General features: G+C 69.8%; 13 protein-coding genes. 6 read left to right on the top strand and 7 right to left on the bottom strand.

The genetic code is table 11. From position 1 onward, the window contains the following. Positions 1-33 precede the first annotated feature (33 nt). Positions 34-2628, bottom strand: a complete 2595-nt coding sequence (gene dnaB, locus ACZDYF_RS15615; RefSeq protein WP_475059030.1) for a replicative DNA helicase — start codon at positions 2626-2628, stop codon at positions 34-36. A gap of 298 nt (positions 2629-2926) precedes the next feature. On the opposite strand from dnaB, the gene ACZDYF_RS15610 reads away from it, so the two are divergent. Further along, positions 2927-4432 carry an MATE family efflux transporter gene (locus ACZDYF_RS15610; RefSeq protein ID WP_475059027.1) on the top strand — a complete coding sequence of 502 codons (1506 nt, stop codon included), beginning with the start codon at positions 2927-2929 and terminating at the stop codon, positions 4430-4432. Positions 4433-4590: 158 nt separating this feature from the next. Here ACZDYF_RS15610 and rplI read toward each other — a convergent pair whose 3' ends face one another. The 5 genes from rplI to ACZDYF_RS15585 all read right to left on the bottom strand — a co-directional run bounded on the left by rplI (position 4591) and on the right by ACZDYF_RS15585 (position 9066). Next, entirely contained in the window at positions 4591-5040 is a 450-nt protein-coding gene (gene rplI / locus ACZDYF_RS15605; RefSeq protein WP_138827012.1) for a 50S ribosomal protein L9, read from the bottom strand. 17 nt (positions 5041-5057) lie between these two features. Next, positions 5058-5294, bottom strand: a complete 237-nt coding sequence (gene rpsR, locus ACZDYF_RS15600; protein WP_030152654.1) for a 30S ribosomal protein S18 — start codon at positions 5292-5294, stop codon at positions 5058-5060. A 98-nt stretch (positions 5295-5392) separates the two neighbouring features. After that, positions 5393-5929 carry a single-stranded DNA-binding protein gene (locus tag ACZDYF_RS15595; protein ID WP_191791218.1) on the bottom strand — a complete coding sequence of 179 codons (537 nt, stop codon included), beginning with the start codon at positions 5927-5929 and terminating at the stop codon, positions 5393-5395. Between the two features lie 148 nt (positions 5930-6077). Next, positions 6078-6368 (bottom strand): 30S ribosomal protein S6, encoded by a 291-nt coding sequence (gene rpsF, locus ACZDYF_RS15590; RefSeq protein WP_030152648.1) that lies wholly within the window; start codon positions 6366-6368, stop codon positions 6078-6080. A gap of 157 nt (positions 6369-6525) precedes the next feature. Next, positions 6526-9066, bottom strand: a complete 2541-nt coding sequence (locus ACZDYF_RS15585) for a transglycosylase domain-containing protein (RefSeq protein ID WP_475059022.1) — start codon at positions 9064-9066, stop codon at positions 6526-6528. A 354-nt stretch (positions 9067-9420) separates the two neighbouring features. On the opposite strand from ACZDYF_RS15585, the gene ACZDYF_RS15580 reads away from it, so the two are divergent. The 4 genes from ACZDYF_RS15580 to ACZDYF_RS15565 all read left to right on the top strand — a co-directional run bounded on the left by ACZDYF_RS15580 (position 9421) and on the right by ACZDYF_RS15565 (position 14748). Next, positions 9421-10029 carry a PadR family transcriptional regulator gene (locus ACZDYF_RS15580; RefSeq protein ID WP_191791220.1) on the top strand — a complete coding sequence of 203 codons (609 nt, stop codon included), beginning with the start codon at positions 9421-9423 and terminating at the stop codon, positions 10027-10029. A gap of 52 nt (positions 10030-10081) precedes the next feature. Continuing rightward, a complete protein-coding gene (locus ACZDYF_RS15575; RefSeq protein WP_191791221.1) occupies positions 10082-11173 on the top strand; it encodes an inositol-3-phosphate synthase in 1092 nt (363 codons plus the stop codon). 483 nt (positions 11174-11656) lie between these two features. Beyond that, a complete protein-coding gene (locus ACZDYF_RS15570) occupies positions 11657-12994 on the top strand; it encodes an MFS transporter (RefSeq protein ID WP_475059018.1) in 1338 nt (445 codons plus the stop codon). A 218-nt stretch (positions 12995-13212) separates the two neighbouring features. After that, positions 13213-14748, top strand: a complete 1536-nt coding sequence (locus tag ACZDYF_RS15565; RefSeq protein ID WP_475059015.1) for an MDR family MFS transporter — start codon at positions 13213-13215, stop codon at positions 14746-14748. Between the two features lie 80 nt (positions 14749-14828). Here ACZDYF_RS15565 and ACZDYF_RS15560 read toward each other — a convergent pair whose 3' ends face one another. Next, entirely contained in the window at positions 14829-16307 is a 1479-nt protein-coding gene (locus tag ACZDYF_RS15560) for a CCA tRNA nucleotidyltransferase (RefSeq protein WP_475059407.1), read from the bottom strand. A 123-nt stretch (positions 16308-16430) separates the two neighbouring features. Between ACZDYF_RS15560 and ACZDYF_RS15555 the strand changes: the two genes are divergently transcribed. Then, a complete protein-coding gene (locus ACZDYF_RS15555; protein WP_191791224.1) occupies positions 16431-17090 on the top strand; it encodes an NUDIX hydrolase in 660 nt (219 codons plus the stop codon). Positions 17091-17114: the final 24 nt, after the last annotated feature.

Here is a 17114-nt window from a genome sequence, read left to right as displayed (position 1 = left end):
AGAGTAGGCTGCACGTCCACAACAGCAGCGGCGTCAGACCTGCATGTCCACGAACCGCGCGTAGTGCCCCTGGAACGCGACGGTGATCGTGTCGGTCGGGCCGTTTCGGTGCTTGGCCACGATCAGGTCTGCCTCGCCGGCTCGCGGAGACTCCTTCTCGTACGCGTCCTCGCGGTGGAGCAGGATGACCATGTCGGCGTCCTGCTCGATAGAGCCCGATTCACGCAAATCCGACATCGCGGGCTTCTTGTCCGTGCGCTGCTCAGCGCCACGGTTCAGCTGCGAGATCGCGATGACCGGGACCTCGAGCTCCTTCGCGAGGAGCTTGAGCGCACGGGAGAACTCGGAGACCTCCTGCTGTCGGGACTCGACGCGCTTGCCCGACGTCATGAGCTGGAGGTAGTCGATCACGACGAGCTTGAGGTCGTGCTTCTGCTTGAGCCGACGGCACTTGGCGCGGATCTCCATGAGGGACATGTTGGGCGAGTCGTCGATGAAGAGCGGCGCTTCGGAGATCTTGCCCATGGTGCCCGCGAGCTTCTGCCAGTCGTCCTCCCCCATGGAGCCGTTGCGCATCTTCTGCAGGTGGATGCGCGCCTCGGCAGCCAACAGACGCATCGTGATCTCGTTGCGGCTCATCTCGAGCGAGAACACGACGGACGTCATGTTGTGCTTGATCGACGCCGACCTGACGATGTCGATACCCAGGGTCGAGTTGTGGGTGGGGATCATCGCGCGGCTGGCCAGGTAGAGGTGCTCGGGGTGGTCGACCTCCACGCAGCGGACGGGCACCGAGTCGATGCGCCGGACGTCGACGATGAAGCGAGACCTCAGTCGCGGGGTCGACGGGCGACGACGCTCCTTGTGAACCAGCTTCTTCCGCTCGAGCGCGAAGACGTCGTCGTCGGTCGTGAACGTGATGGTGAAGGCGGTCGACGACTGCTCGGACCGTCCGCCCACCCGCTTCTCGGACCAACCAGTCCGATACCCGAGGCTGTGGATCAGTTCGCGGACGCCCTCGGCAAGTCGCCGGTTCGTCAGAGCGATCTGGGGGCTACCCGTGGGGTTGACAGTGCCATCAGTGTCTAGGAGCCCTGCGAGCAGTTCACGACGTTGCCCTTCGCTCGCCCGGAGGTAGGTGAGCGGGATGTGCTTGTCGTCCATCACTCCGAGCGTGCGCAGGATCCCGGCGACGGTCCCGCGAGCGTTGTGGCAGTCCTGGCAGCGCCGAAGACCGGTGCTGGGGCGTCCGCAGTCCGGGCACGTCGGAGCGGGCATCTTCTCGGAGATGCCCTTGGACTTCCCTCCGCACGAACGTCCACAGGTCTTGACCTGGCTCGTGCGTGGCAGGAACTCGACCCCGCAGACGACGCAGTTCCGCGTGGCGACTGCCGGCGCTTCAGGAAGTTGCAGCGTGTAGAGGCGGGCCGCACCCTCGAAGCGGGTGCGCTCCTCGGCGACCAGTCCCAGCCCTTCGATGCGGGCGGCGATCTCGGGATCGGCCGACGTGAAGCGTGCCGACGCGGAGTGACCGTCGCCCAGCCAGACACCCAGCGCGTAGGGGTGCAGAGGAAGGTCTGCCTCAGGGAGCGCCAGTGCGCCCGCCGTCGTCACGGCGTGGTTCGCACGGCGGTCCGCAGTCTCGCACCGCAGCGTCGCGGCGATCTCCTCGGTGGTCCGAACGCTCCCGTCCAGACCGCTCTTTCGGCGCGACGCCCTGGTGCTCGTCGACCACTCGTGCAGAGCATCGGCGACGATCGTCGTGCCGTCGTCGAACACGACCTCGTAGCACGGCCGGTCCGTGAGGACCTCGGTCGCACGCACGACGGTCGTCGAGGTGCCGTCCGCAGCGAGAAGCTGGTCGCCGACCGCGACCTCGCCCATGGTGGTCCAGCCGGTCGGTGTCGGCAAGAGGGTGTCGAGCGCTAGCGCCTTGCCGATGGCCGGGCGTGCCGCGATCACGATCATCTGCCCGGGGTGCAGCCCGTTGGTCAGCCGGTCGAGGTCCGCGAACCCGGTCGGGACCCCCACCATGCCCTCGCCGCGGTGCCCTGCGGCCTCGATCTCGTCGACGGTCCCGCCGATGACCTCGCCCAGGACGATGTAGTCCTCGGCGGTGCGGCGCTCGGTCACGGCGTAGACCTCAGCCTGCGCGTTGTTCACGACGTCGTCGACGTCGCCGCCGTCGGTCGCGTACCCGAGCTGGACGATGCGGGTCCCGGCCTCGACGAGGCGGCGCAGCACGGCCCGCTCGCGCACGATGCGTGCGTAGTAGCCCGCGTTCGCGGCGGTGGGGACCATGGCCATGAGGTCGTGGATGTAGGGCGCGCCACCGATCCGGCCCAGCTCGCCGCGGCGCGTGAGCTCTGCGACGACCGTGATGGCGTCGGCGGGCTCGCCGCGCCCGTAGAGGTCGATGATGACGTCGTAGATCGACTCGTGCGCCGGCTTGTAGAAGTCGGTGCCACGGATCTGCTCGATCACGTCCGCGATGGCGTCCTTGGACAGGAGCATGCCGCCGAGGACGCTCTGCTCGGCCGCGATGTCCTGCGGCGGGGTGCGGTCGAACCCGGGACCGCCGCTGCCTGCGGGTGGTCCGAAGCTCGACTCGAGCTCGTCGATCGACATGCGGGCCCCTCACTCCCCCGGCATGGCCGGGTATCGTCCTGCGTCGCACATCTGTTCTACTCCGGCCCACCGACACGTCTTGAGCCCGCGTCGTCGAGGGGTGTCGTGTGGTGCTGCACCGTCGACCGTCCGTAGGCCCGAGCATGCACGACTCAGCGACAGTAGATCGCGCTTCCATCCCCCGCAAACGACCCTGTTCACAGAGGTGTGGACAGCCTGTGGACAGACCCCGCCAGCCTGTTCACAGCCATGTGGACAACCATGTGGACAACTGACGAGTTGTCCCCTGTACACGCCCATGAGCAGCCTGTTCACTAGGCTCAGGGGTGTGGACGAAAGAAATTCCGGCGACACGCCGCACGCACGCCAGCCAGCTCCCGGTCAGCCCTCCGACGCCGGTCGTTCACCCCGTTCACCCGAGGACCGCTCCCCGGTCACCGACGGCGCCCCGCACCGGCCGTCGTCGTCCACAGGGGACGGGCCCCCCAGCCGTCGCCTCATCGACAAGCAGATCCTGGCCCTCGCGGTGCCGGCCCTGGGGGCGCTCGTCGCGGAGCCGATCTTCGTGCTCGTGGACAGCGCCGTCGTCGGGCACCTGGGGACCGCCGAGCTGGCCGGGCTCTCCTTGGCCTCCACGGTCCTGCTGACCCTCGTGGGCCTGTGCGTCTTCCTCGCGTACGCGACCACCGCGGCCGTGGCCCGGCGCATCGGTGCGGGCCACCGGCGCGAAGCCCTCCAGTCGGGGATCGACGGCATGTGGCTCGCGCTCGGCCTGGGCCTGGTCCTCGCGGCGACCCTGTGGATCGGGGGCGGCTGGGCGATCGGCGCGATGGGTGGCACGGGCGAGGTGGCCGAGCACGCGCTGGTGTACCTGCGCTGGTCAGGCCTGGGCCTGCCCGGCATGCTCGTCGTCCTGGCGTCCACGGGTGTGCTGCGCGGCCTGCAGGACACCCGCACTCCCCTCTACGTCGCCGCGGGGGGCGCGACGTTCAACGCCGTCCTCAACGTCGTCCTCGTGTACGGCGTGGGCCTCGGCATCGCAGGCTCGGGCATCGGGACGGCCGTCGCGCAGCTCACCATGGGCGCGGTGCTCGGCGTCGTCGTCGTGCGCGGTGCCCGGCGCGAGGGCGCGTCCCTGCGCCCCGCCGCAGGCGGCATCTGGTCCAACGCGCGCGCGGGCGCGCCGCTGTTCGTGCGCACGCTCTCGCTGCGCCTCGCGATCCTCCTGACGGTCTTCGTCGCGACCGGGCTCGGGGAGGTCACGCTCGCGGGCTACCAGGTGGTCGCGTCGGTCTGGGGGCTCGCGGCGTTCGCGCTCGACGCCCTCGCGATCGCCGCGCAGGCCCTCGTCGGCCACGGCCTGGGCGCGGGAGACCGGTCGCACGTCCGTTCGGTCCTGCGCCGCACGCTCCAGTGGGGAGTCGCGGCGGGCGCGCTGCTGGGCCTCGTCATGGCCGTGGGCGGCTGGTGGTTCGCGCTGTTCTTCACGTCCGACCCGGACGTCCGCACCGCAGTCGCGCTCGGCATGGCCGTGTGCGGCCTGCTGCTGCCCATGGCGGGTTGGGTGTTCGTCCTGGACGGCGTGCTGATCGGCGCCGGGGACGGCCGCTACCTCGCGTGGGCGGGCATGGTCACGTTCGTCGTGTACGTGCCGTTCGCGCTGGCGGTCCGGGCTCTCGCGCCCGACGGCGCCGCAGGCCTCGCGTGGTTGTGGGCGGCCTTCGCGGGGGTCTTCATGGCGGCGCGCGCCCTGACCACGGGGCTGCGTGCGCGCAGCGACCGCTGGATGGTCACCGGGGCGTGAACGGACCTTTCAGACCGAGTGAGGAGCAGGGGCGCTCGTCCTGACGGACGAGCTCAGGGGGAAACGCCGACGGCCCGGCCCCCTCCGCAGAGGGGACCGGGCCGTCGGGTGAGATCTCCGATCCATCCATCCCTCACGGGACAGGGGCGATCAGTCGATCAGGCAGCCACCACGTTGACCGCGATGTTCGCCGAGACCTCGGCGTGCAGGCGGATGGTGACCGTGTACGAACCGGTCGACTTGATCGGCTGGCCGATCTCGATCTTGCGCTTGTCGACGGACGGGCCGCCGGCAGCCTTCACGGCCTCGGCGATGTCACCGGTGGTGACGGCACCGAACAGACGGCCGCCCTGGCCCGCCTTGGCCTGCACGACGACAGGCTTCGACTGCAGCGAGTCGCGGGTCGCCTTGGCCTCGTCGAGCGTCGCGATCTCGCGAGCCTTGCGAGCCTTGCGGATCGCAGAGATCTGCGACTCGGCACCCTTGGACCATCCGGTCGCCAGGCCACGGGGCACGAGGAAGTTACGGGCGTACCCGTCCTTGACCTCGACCACGTCGCCGGGCTCGCCCAGGCCGGTGACCTCGTGGGTCAGAATGAGCTTTGCCATGTTCTATCCCCTCTCGATCAGCGTGCGGACGACGAGTACGGCAGGAGCGCCATCTCGCGAGCGTTCTTGACGGCACGTGCGATCTGACGCTGCTCCTGGACGGAGACGCCGGTCACGCGACGGGCACGGATCTTCCCGCGGTCGGAGATGAACTTCCGCAGCAGGGTCGTGTCCTTGTAGTCGACCGACTCGATCTTCGCCGACTTCAGGGGGTTGGACTTCTTCTTGGGCTTGCGCACCACTGGCTTCGCCATGGTGTTGCTCCTTCACAAGGTGCTATCCCCGGCCGGGGTGGGTGCCGTCGTCGGGCACCTGCCCTGCCGGGAAGGGTTTTGTCTGGGGTGAGCGGTGACTAGAAGGGGGGCTCGTCCGAGAACGAGGACCCACCCGACGACGCGGGGCCAGCCGTGGCCCACGGGTCGTCGTTGTTCTGCTGGCCACCGCCGGAAGCGCTGAAACCACCGCCGCTCGAAGCGCCGCCGCCGCCGAAACCGCCGCCGCCACCGAAGTTGCCGCCACCCGAGCGCTGGGCCCGGGTGACCTTCGCGGAGGCGTACTTCAGGGAAGGACCGATCTCCTCCACCTGCAGCTCGACGACCGTGCGCTTCTCCCCCTCGCGGGTCTCGTACGAACGCTGGACCAGACGGCCCTGAACAACCACGCGCATGCCCTTGGTCAAGGACTCGGCGACGTTCTCCGCGGCCTCGCGCCAGATCGAGCAGCGCATGAACAGCGTGTCGCCGTCCTTCCACTCGTTGCTCTGGCGGTCGAAGGTGCGCGGCGTGGACGCCACGGTGAAGTTGGCGACGGCAGCCCCTGCGGGGGTGAAGCGAAGCTCCGGGTCCCCGGTCAGGTTTCCGACCACCGTGATGACGGTTTCACCAGCCATGCCAGCTCCTCATTGTTCGTTGCGTATCGAAGAAACTTCGAAGGGGATGACCCCCGTCCGCGCACATCCCACCACGTGCCACTGACGGCGCCCACGAGGACGCGCAGAGCACCGGGACGGCGCGAGGGAAGTCAGAAAGTGCGGGTGATCAGCGAGCGTCGGTGCGCAGGACCTTCGTGCGCAGGACGACCTCGTTGAGGCCGAGCTGACGGTCCAGCTCCTTGGCCGTGTCCGACGTCGAGGTGAAGTCGACGACGGCGTAGATGCCCTCGGACTTCTTGTTGATCTCGAAGGACAGGCGGCGACGGCCCCAGATGTCCACCTTGTCGACAGTGCCACCGTCGGTCTTGATGACCGTCAGGTACTTGTCGAGCGACGGAGCAACGGTGCGCTCCTCGATCTCGGGGTCGAGGATGATCATCAATTCGTACTGACGCATGCGGTTAACCCACCTCCTGCGGACTCAGCGGTCACGGTCTCTCCGTGACAGGAGGGTTGTGCGTCGCTGCGCCGTCCCCGCACTGATGGCAGCACGGATCGAGACACAGCAAGTTCCCAAGGTACCCGGTCAGGGCCGGGGTCGGGAAATCTGGGTGCTACCCCTGGGGCGGTCCCTTGGAGACGACGAGGGTGACCGTGCTGCCCGGTGGGACCTTCTGGCCGGCTCCCGGCTCCACCCGGATCACCTGCCCCTTGGGCAGCTGGCTCTCCTCCTCGCGCACGGTGGAGACCAGGTTGGCACGTCGGATCACCGCCTCGGCAGCGCCTTGCGCCTGGCCGGTCACCTCGGGCACGACGACCTCGTTGGTCGGCAGGTTGTTCGGGTCCTGCCCCTTCGAGACGACGACCGCCACGGTCGTCCCCGGCGCGGCGGGCTGCCCCGCGCTGCCCACGCGGATGACGACGTCCTTCGCGACGTCCGCCGAGTACTCCTCGGTGAATGCCACGCGGAAGCCCAGCGCCTCGAGTGCCGCCCGGGCATCGGCCTTCGACCTGCCGACCAGGTCGGTCGGGATGGCTGTCTGGGTCTCAGGCTGCTCGGGCTCTTCGGGCTCGTCGACCGGCGGGATCTCCGTGGGGACCTCGCTCGGCGTCTCGGTCGGGACCGGCTTCTTGGGCGTGTACTGCGGGAACTCCTGCACCTCGGCGTACTGCGGGAGCGCGATGACGCCCTCCATGTACTGCGTCCAGGCGTCCACGGGCCAGGTTCCACCCGTGATGGACTTGCGGTAGTACTCGCCGAAGGGCTCGATCTGCTCCTGTGCCTGCGTCTCGGGGTTGGTCTGGTAGAGGCCGACGATGGTCGCGAGCTGGGGGATGTACCCGGTGAACCAGGCCGACTTGTTGTCGTTCGACGTTCCGGTCTTGCCCGCCACCGGTCGCTTGAGCGCCTTGGCCGGCGCACCCGAGGCGCCCTTGGCCTCGACGACCTGCGTCATGGCGTAGGTCGCGGCTGCCATGGTGTCCGGCTCGAAGACGCGCTCGTTGCGGCCCGCGGGCTCCCAGATCTCGGCGCCGCTGCTGAGCAGCTTGACGGACTGCACGACGTGCGGGGTCGACTCGAAGCCCTGCGCCGCGAACGTCGCGTAGGCGTGCGCGAGGTCGATCGGGTGGACCGACGCCGTACCGAGCACGTTCGACGGGACGGGCTTGAGGTCCATGGTGTCGGCCGGGATCCCGGCCTTGACGGCCGCTTCGACCGTGGCCTCGGGGCCGACCTCCATGTTGAGCGCCGCGTAGACCGAGTTGATCGAGTTCGCGGTGGCCTTGACGAGGTCGACCTCACCGAACGTGCCGTTGTCGAAGTTCTTGACCCCCTTGCCCTTCTCGTAGAACCCGGGCACCTCGACGTCGTTGTTGCCGTCGTACCTCGCCGACAGGTCGATCCCCTGCTCGAGCGCGGCGACGAGCGTGAACGGCTTGAAGGTCGATCCGGCCTGCGCGATGCCGTCCGTCGCGGAGTTGAACGGCTTCGTCACGAAGTCCGGCCCGCCGTAGATGGCCTTGACCGCACCGTCGGCCGAGTCGATCGAGACGATCGACGGGCTCAGCCCCGCGTTGGCCGGGTGCTCGCCGTCCCGCGGGATCGTGCCCTCGGCGGTCGCGACGGCCAGGTCCTGCATGGCCTTGTCGATCGTCGTGACGATCGTGTAGCCCTTGGTGAACAGGTCCTCGGCGTCGCGGCCCGAGCTGGCCCACTCGTCCTGGACCATGTCCAGGAGGTAGCCCGCCTGGCCGCCCTTCGTGTTGGTGGCCGTGGCCTTCGGCAGGAGAGTGTCGACCGGAAAGGCGGCAGCGGCCTTCTCCTCCGGCGTGATCAGTCCCTGCTCACCCATGCGCCGGATCACGCGGTTCCACTTGGCCTCCGCGGTCTCGGGGTTGACCGCGGGGTCGTAGTTGTTCGGGCTCGGGATGACGGCCGAGATGAGCGCGGCCTGCGAGAGGGTGAGGTTGGCAGCCGGCACGCCGAAGTAGGCCTGCGCCGCGGCCTCGATGCCGTGCGCGCCACGACCGAAGTAGATCGTGTTCAGGTAGTTCCCGAGGATCTCCTTCTTGTCCTCATTCTGCGTCAGACGCAGGGCGAGCATCGCCTCGCGGAACTTGCCCGCGTAGCTCGAGATGGTCTCGTCGGAGTAGTAGCGCTCCGCGTACTGCTGCGTGATCGTCGACGCGCCCTGGCGCGGACCCCCGGTGACGTTGTTCAGCGCGGCGCGGGCCATGCCCTTGATGTCGACCCCGGAGTTCTCCCAGAACGTCGCGTCCTCGGACGCGACGACCGCGTTCCCGACGTACTCGGGCAGGCTGTCGAACGGGACGATCACGCGGTTCTCGACCTGGAACGTCCCGATCTCGGTCACGCCGTCGGCGTAGTAGACGGTCGTCTTCTGCTGCTTCGCGTAGGCGGCTTCCTCGGGGACCGTCGTGGTGGCGTAGGCGGCGATGACGATGCCGGCGACCAGCGCGACGCCGGTCAGGAAGGTCCCGAGCAGCACGCGCCACGACGGGAGCCAGCGACGGAAGCTCTTGACGTGGGATCGGGGGTAGTTGAAGAAGCGACGCTTGCGCGCCGTGGTGCCCGTCCGCGCTGTGCTGGCGGTGCGCGCCGTGCCCTTCGTCTGCCTCGCGGAGCTCGCCACGGTTCACCTTCCTCTGGGGGTCACTTCAGGTCCGGACCGGACCGCGCTTCGCCCAAGGAGAGGACGACGGGGGACGCGGGACATGCATCGGACCACCCTGAACAATAGGCCGTCACCCCGTGAGGACAAGGGCCTCGCCAGCACGAATCGCATTGTTTCGCCACAGCCACGCGGCAGTTCCGCCAGTCCTTCACATCTGGCCGGACGCACCGGTCACACACGCCTCTATGCACCGACGCATTGCGCAGCGGTCCGATTGCACCTAGCCTGTCGATGTATCGACTCGATACATCGAGGAGATGACGCAGCCCGATCCGCCCTCCGCGGTGACAGCCTGACCGAGGAGGAGGTGCCATGGCACGCAGCCGTTCCGACGTGCTGGAGACCGCCATCCTCGGCCTCCTGAACGAGTCGCCGCTGCACGGGTACGAGCTCCGCAAGCGGCTCAACCTGCTGCTCGGTTCGTTCCGCGCCTTCTCCTACGGTTCCCTCTACCCGGCGCTCAAGGCGATGGTCGCGCACGGCCACATCGTCGGCACCGAGTCACCCACCACCCCTCCCCACGCGCTGTCCGGCAAGCGGGCACGCATCGTGTACCAGCTCACGGCCGAGGGCAAGGAGCGTCTCCAGACGGTCCTCGCGACCTCGGGTCCGGCAGCCTGGGAGGACGAGAGCTTCGACGTCCGGTTCGCGTTCTTCGCGCAGACCGACGCCGAGACCCGTCTCCGCATCCTCGAGGGTCGGCGCAGCCGGCTCACCGAGAGGTTGGAGTCGGTCAAGGAGTCCGCCGCCCGCACTCGCGAGCGCCTGGACGAATACACCCTTGAGCTGCAGCGTCACGGCCTGGAACAGGTCGAACGTGAGGTTCGCTGGCTCGACGGACTGATCACGACCGAGCGCGACCGTCGTCGCACCCGGCCGTCGAGCGGCCCCGAGAACCGTCACGGGCAAGACAACCACTAACTACGAAGCCGTCGGCGCGCAGCGCCTCCGGCACTGACAGCAAGGAGCGAGGATGTCCTCCATCCGCGTCGCCATCGTTGGCGTCGGAAACTGCGCATCTTCCCTGGTCCAGGGCGTGCACTACTACCGCGACGCTGACCCGAGCAGCACCGTGCCCGGACTGATGCACGTGCAGTTCGGTGACTACCACGTGTCCGACCTGGAGTTCGTCGCCGCTTTCGACGTCGACGCCAAGAAGGTCGGCTTCGACCTCTCGGAGGCCATCAACGCCTCGGAGAACAACACCATCAAGATCGCCGACGTGCCGCCGCTGGGCGTCACCGTCCAGCGTGGTGTGACGAACGACGGCCTCGGCAAGTACTACCGCGAGACCATCGAGGAGTCGGACGCCGAGCCGGTCGACATCGTCGCCGCGCTCAAGGAGTCGGGCGCTGACGTGCTCGTCTGCTACCTGCCGGTCGGTTCGGAGATCGCCGCGAAGTACTACGCGCAGTGCGCGATCGACGCGGGTGTCGCGTTCGTCAACGCTCTGCCGGTCTTCATCGCCTCCGACCCCGAGTGGGCCGCGAAGTTCGAGGCCGCCGGTGTCCCGATCGTCGGCGACGACATCAAGTCGCAGGTCGGCGCGACCATCACGCACCGCGTGCTCGCGAAGCTCTTCGAGGACCGCGGCGTCGTGCTGGACCGCACGTACCAGCTGAACGTCGGCGGCAACATGGACTTCAAGAACATGCTCGAGCGCACGCGCCTCGAGTCCAAGAAGATCTCGAAGACGCAGGCCGTGACGTCGAACCTCGAGGGTCCCCTCGGTGGCAAGACCGAGGACCGCAACGTCCACATCGGCCCGTCGGACTACGTCGCGTGGCTCGACGACCGCAAGTGGGCGTACGTCCGCCTCGAGGGCCGCGCGTTCGGCGAGGTGCCCCTGAACCTGGAGTACAAGCTCGAGGTCTGGGACTCCCCCAACTCGGCGGGCATCATCATCGACGCCGTGCGCGCCGCGAAGATCGCCAAGGACCGCGGCGTCGGTGGCCCGATCCTCTCGGCCTCGACGTACTTCATGAAGTCCCCGCCGGTCCAGATGGAGGACACGAAGGGCCGTGCGGCTCTGGAGGCCTTCATCTCCGGCGAGAACGAGCGCTGATCCGTAGCGAGCTCGCGAGCGCAGGACCAGCGCGACCGTAAGTACCTGCGCTGACCCGTAGCGAGCTCGCGAGCGCAGGACCAGCGCGACCGTAAGTACCTGCGCTGACCCGTAGCGAGCTCGCGAGCGCAGGACCAGCGCGACCGTAAGTAGTTGCGCTGACCTGACGGCTCATGAGGAGGGTCCGGGACCTGAGGGTCCCGGACCCTCTTCGCATGCCCGACGGCGTCGCCCCCTGGGCACCGGCCGACCCCGGGGGGCGGGGTTCGGACGAGATGGGTGCTTCCGCACGAGACGGGTCGTGCGGACCGTGGCCCGGAGACCCGTCTCGGACCCAACCACCCGTCTCGCCGACAGGACCGGCCCCGCCACCCCGTGCACACCCCACCCCGGCACACCGGTACGCCCCCCGATCCGGGGCGCGCGCCGCCGTCGGGCCGTCCTGGGGCGGGGATCGCTCTCACCACCGCATACCCTGAACCGGTGGGTGTGATCTCGGAACTCGGTGTCCTGCTTCGGCTGCGCGACTTCAGGAAGCTCTTCGCGGTCCGGCTGGTCAGCCAGGCGGGCGACGGGATGTTCCAGGTCGGGCTGGCGTCGCTCCTCTTCTTCTCCCCGGAGTCCCAGGGGACGGCGGGCTCGATCGCCGCGGCGTTCGCGGTGATGCTGGCCCCGTTCACGATCGTGGGTCCGTTCGCGGGGGTCTTCCTGGACCGTTGGAGCCGCCGCCAGGTCCTGGTGTGGGGCAACGCGGTGCGCGTGGTCCTGACGGCCGCGACCGCGGTGCTCATGCTGACCACGGGCGTGACGCCGTGGATCTACGTGCTGGCGCTCGCGACGCTCTCGGTCAACCGCTTCCTGCTCGCGGGCCTGTCCGCGGGGCTGCCGCGCGTGGTCGACGGCCCGCTGCTGCTGACCGCGAACTCCCTGACCCCCACGCTGGGCGCCGCGGCGGCGTTCGTGGGCGGTGGCATCGGCTTCCTGCTGAGCCTGACGTTCGAGCCGGGGCGCCAGAAGGACTCGGTCGCGCTCGTGTGCGCGGCCCTCGTGTTCGGGGCGGCGTCGTTGCTGGCGCTGCGCATGTCGCGCGGGCTGCTGGGGCCGGACCGGCCCGCGGAGGCGGCGATCACGACGGAGATCGCGAAGGTCGCGCGCGGCCTCGCGGACGGCGCCCGCTATCTCGTCGCGCGCCGCACGCCGGGCCAGGCCCTCGTGGTCATGGCGACGCACCGGTTCCTGTACGGGGTCACGTTCATCGCGTCGATCCTCATCTCGCGCAACCTGCTCTCCGACCCGGGCAACACGAACGCGGGCCTGGCGACGTTCGCGACGGTCGTGGGCCTCACGGGGGTCGGTGGCGCGCTCGCCGTCGTGCTGACCCCGACGTTGTCGCGGTACACGGGTCCGCACCTGTGGATCGCGCTCATGCTGGGTCTGGCCGCGATGAGCCAGCTCCTGCTGGCCACGACGCCGTCGCGCACGGTCGTGTTCGCGGGCGCCCTGCTGCTGGGCCTCGCTGCGCAGGCGACGAAGATCGCGGTGGACACGATCGTGCAGCGCGACACGGCCGACGCCTTCCGCGGGAGGGCCTTCGCGTTCTACGACGTCCTGTACAACGCGGCGTTCGTGGGCGCGGCAGCCCTCGCGGCGTTCACGCTGCCGGACACGGGGTACTCGCGCCCGGTCTTCGTGGTCCTCGCGGTCGCCTACGCGGGGGCTGCGCTGGTCTTCGGCCGCTTCGGGGCGCGTCACGCGGCGGGGCCCGACGGCGACGCTCCCCTTCCCGAGGCGGCTCCGGACGGACGCCCCACGGCGGGGTGAGGTAGCCCACCCGCTCGTCCTCCGCGCGGCCCCGGTGCCGCAGCGACCCGCCGTCGCGCCGATGAGTCCTGCCCGGAAAAGGAGTCGTCAGGACCGGGGGAATATCCGAGGATGGTTCAGCGTAGTTCTCGTAGGGCGTACGACATCCCGATGGACGCTCCCCCCACCTCGCTGCGCACTTCCCCGTCGCGCGTGCGCACCGACCCCACAGGAGAGCCATGCAGGTACCGCAGAGCACCGCCCCGTCCTTACCCGTCTCGGAGAAGCTGTCACGGGAGAACTTCCTCGTGATCGCGCTCCTCCTCGTCTCTGCGTCGGTCGTCATCCTCAACGAGACGACCATGGGCGTCGCGCTGCCTCACCTCATGGAGGAGATGGACATCACGGCGTCGACCGGCCAGTGGCTGACCACGGCCTTCATGCTCACGATGGCGGTCGTCATCCCGGCGACGGGCTTCCTGCTCCAGCGTCTCGGGACGCGCGGGGCGTTCCTGCTCGCGATGTCGCTGTTCAGCGCGGGCACGGCCCTGGCCGCGTTCGCGCCGGGCTTCGGCTGGCTCCTCGGGGCCCGCGTCGTGCAGGCGTCGGGCACGGCGATCATGATGCCGCTGCTCATGACGACGATCATGACGCTCGTCCCGCCGTCGGCCCGTGGCCGGATCATGGGCAACGTCGCGATCGTCATGGCCGCGGCGCCGGCCCTCGGCCCCACGCTGTCCGGCCTGATCCTGGAGACCCTGTCCTGGCGTTGGATCTTCGGCCTCGTGCTGCCGATCGCCCTCGTCGCCCTCGTGTTCGGTGCCAAGTACGTCAAGGACTCGGCCGACCGTACGCGCACGCGCCTCGACCCGCTGTCGCTGTTCCTCGCCGTCCTGGCTTTCGGCGGCCTGGTCTTCGGGCTGTCCAACCTGGGTGAGGCCGCGCGCGCCACGCCGGCCGTGCCCGTGTGGATCCCGCTCGTCGTCGGGCCCGTGTTCCTCGTGCTGTTCGTCGCGCGCCAGCTCGTGCTGCAGCGCCGCGACGCGGCGCTGCTCGACCTGCGCGTGTTCTCCTCGCGCGGATTCACGGTCTCGCTCGGCATCATGTCGGTCGCGATGATCGCGCTGTTCGGCTCGATCATCCTGCTGCCGCTGTACCTGCAGAGCTCGCTGGGGCTCGACCCGGTCTACACGGGTCTGATGATGCTGCCGGGCGGACTGATCATGGGACTGCTGGGCCCGACCGTCGGCCGCCTGTACGACCGCCTCGGCCCGCGCCCCCTGGTCCTGCCGGGGCTCAGCGCGGTCGCGGTCGCGCTCGCGGCGCTGACCACGGTCGGCGCGACGACGTCGCCGTGGTTCGTCCTGGGTGCGCACGTCGTGCTGAGCCTGGGCCTGGCCTTCGTGTTCACGCCGCTGTTCACGGGTGCGCTCTCGGCGCTCAAGCCGTCGCTGTACTCGCACGGCAGCGCCATGATCGGTACGGTGCAGCAGCTCGCAGGCGCGGCCGGGACGGCCCTGTTCATCGCCGTCATGACGTCGCACGAGGTCGCCAGGACCGCGGAGGGCGCGAGCCCGCAGGTCGCCCTCGCCGACGGAGTGTCCTCGGCGTTCGTCTGGGGTGCCGTGGTCATGCTCGTCGCGGTCGCGCTGTCGTTCCTGCTGCGCAGGCCGGCGGTCGTGGAGGCCCCGGCGATCCTGTCCGACGACGTCGCGCCCCTCGCGCAGGACGCTCCCGTCCTCGAGACGGCGGGCGAGGCGACCGAGCGCCGCTGACGGATCGACCGGTCCCGCAGGGGACCCCGCACGAAGGGCGGGCACCGACGGTGCCCGCCCTTCGGCGTCTCGGCGTCAGGTCACGCCTCGCGTGCGGCCCACCAGGTCAGCAGCTCCTCGCGGGCGGCGTCCTCACCGAGCGGCCCGCGGTCGAGACGCAGCTCCAGCAGGAACTTGTAGGCCTGTCCCACCTCCGGCCCCGGCGCGATGCCCAGGGTCGCCATGATCTGCTGGCCGTCGAGGTCGGGCCGGATCGAGGCCAGCTCCTCCTCCCCGCGCAGTCGCTCGATGCGCTGCTCGAGGTCCGTGTACGCGTCGGACAGGCGCTGGGCCTTGCGCTTGTTGCGGGTGGTCGAGTCCGCCCGCGTCAGGCGGTGCAGTCGCTCCAGGAGCGGTCCCGCGTCGGTCACGTAGCGGCGCACGGCGGAGTCGGTCCACTCCCCCTCCCCGTACCCGTGGAAGCGCAGGTGCAGCTCCACGAGCCGCGACACCTGCTTGACCGTGTCCTTGTCGAAGCGCAGCGCCTTGAGCCGCTTCGCCGTGAGCTTGGCGCCCACGACCTCGTGGTGGTGGAAGCTGACACCGCCGCCCGGCTCGAACCGCCGCGTGTCCGGCTTGCCGATGTCGTGCAGGAGCGACGCGAGACGCAGGACGAGGTCCGGACCCGGCACCGCGCCGTCGGGCCCGGTCTCCTGGGCGATCGCCTGCTCGAGCACGGTCAGCGAGTGCTGGTAGACGTCCTTGTGCCGGTGGTGCTCGTCGATCTCGAGACGCAGGGCAGGGAGCTCGGGCAGGACGTGGTCGGCCAGGCCGGTCTCGACGAGGACCTCGAGCCCCTTGCGCGGGTCGTCGGACAGGAGCAGCTTGGTCAGCTCGTCCCGCACCCGCTCGGCCGAGACGATCTCGATGCGCGACGCCATGTCGACGATCGCGGCACGCGTCGCCGGCTCGACCTCGAAGCCCAGCTGGGCCGCGAACCGCGCGGCCCGCATCATGCGCAGCGGGTCGTCGTCGAACGAGCGCTCCGGGGCGATCGGGGTGCGCAGGACGCCCGTCGCGAGGTCGGCGAGCCCGTCGTGCGGGTCCACGAACAGCATCTCCGGGACGCGCACCGCCATGGCGTTGACCGTGAAGTCGCGCCGCGACAGGTCGCCGACCAGGGTGTCGCCGAACGCGACGAGCGGCTTGCGCGACGCCGGGTCGTACTCGTCGGTCCGGTACGTGGTGACCTCGACGACCAGCTCGGCCACACCCCGCGGGGCACCCTTGGGCGCGAAGCGCTTGGCGCCGATCGTGCCGAACTCCTTGCCGATGTCCCAGTGCGCGTCGCCCCAGGCTGCGAGCAGGGCCTGGGTCTGGTCCGGGTCGGCCGACGTGGCGAAGTCGAGGTCGTTGCTCGCGCGCCCCAGGAAGGCGTCACGGACCGGGCCGCCGACGAGCGCCAGCTCGTGGCCGGCCGCGCGGAACATCTCGCCCAGCTCGATCGCCGCGGGCGCCATCTCCGTCAGCACCGCCAGCGCACGCCGCAGGAGCTCGAGCTGTTCGGGCGTCGTCGGCACCCCGCGAGACACCTCGACGGGCGGCGCGGCAGGCTCGGGGGCGGGAGAGTTCTGGGAAGGAGTCGGCACGACATCCAAGCGTGCCAGATCAAGCGCGGACTCCACACTCGGTAATGTTGGGTCATGTCCACCCCAGCGCACTCTCCGGACCATCGCGGTGTACCAGCGCCGCCCGGTGGTCACGCGCTGCGGAGAGACCCGGAGACCCACCGGGGTCCCGCCCCGTCCGCCAGCCCACCCGCTCCGCTGCCCGTCGTCGAGGAGATCTCCGCAGGTGGGCTGGTCGTCGACACGTTCGAGGGCCTGTTCCGGGCCGCGGTCATCGCGCGGCGCAACCGCGGCGGTCGGCTCGAGTGGTGCCTGCCGAAGGGCCACCTCGAGGGCGCGGAGACGCCCGAGGAGGCCGCCGTCCGGGAGATCGCCGAGGAGACGGGGATCACGGGGGCCGTCCAGACCCCGCTCGGGATCATCGACTACTGGTTCACCGGTGAGGACCGTCGGGTGCACAAGGTCGTCCACCACTTCCTGCTGCGGGCGACCGGCGGGCACCTCACGGTCGAGGGCGACCCCGACGGCGAGGCCGAGGACGTCGCCTGGGTCCCGTTCGAGGACCTGCCCGACCGCCTGTCCTATCCCAACGAGCGCCGCCTCGCCGCGGTTGCGCACGACGTCCTGCGAGGGCGACGCACGAGCGCCCACTTCCGGGGTACCGTGACTCGCACCGTCGTCCGTACCAGCCGGCCGGCACCCGACGACCCACGGAACCCGACCGACCACCCATGAGCTTTCACTTCTCCGGTGGCGCGC

The organism is Oerskovia sp. PE-21s (genome assembly GCF_056158145.1).
This window is presented reverse-complemented; position numbering and strand designations above follow the sequence as displayed.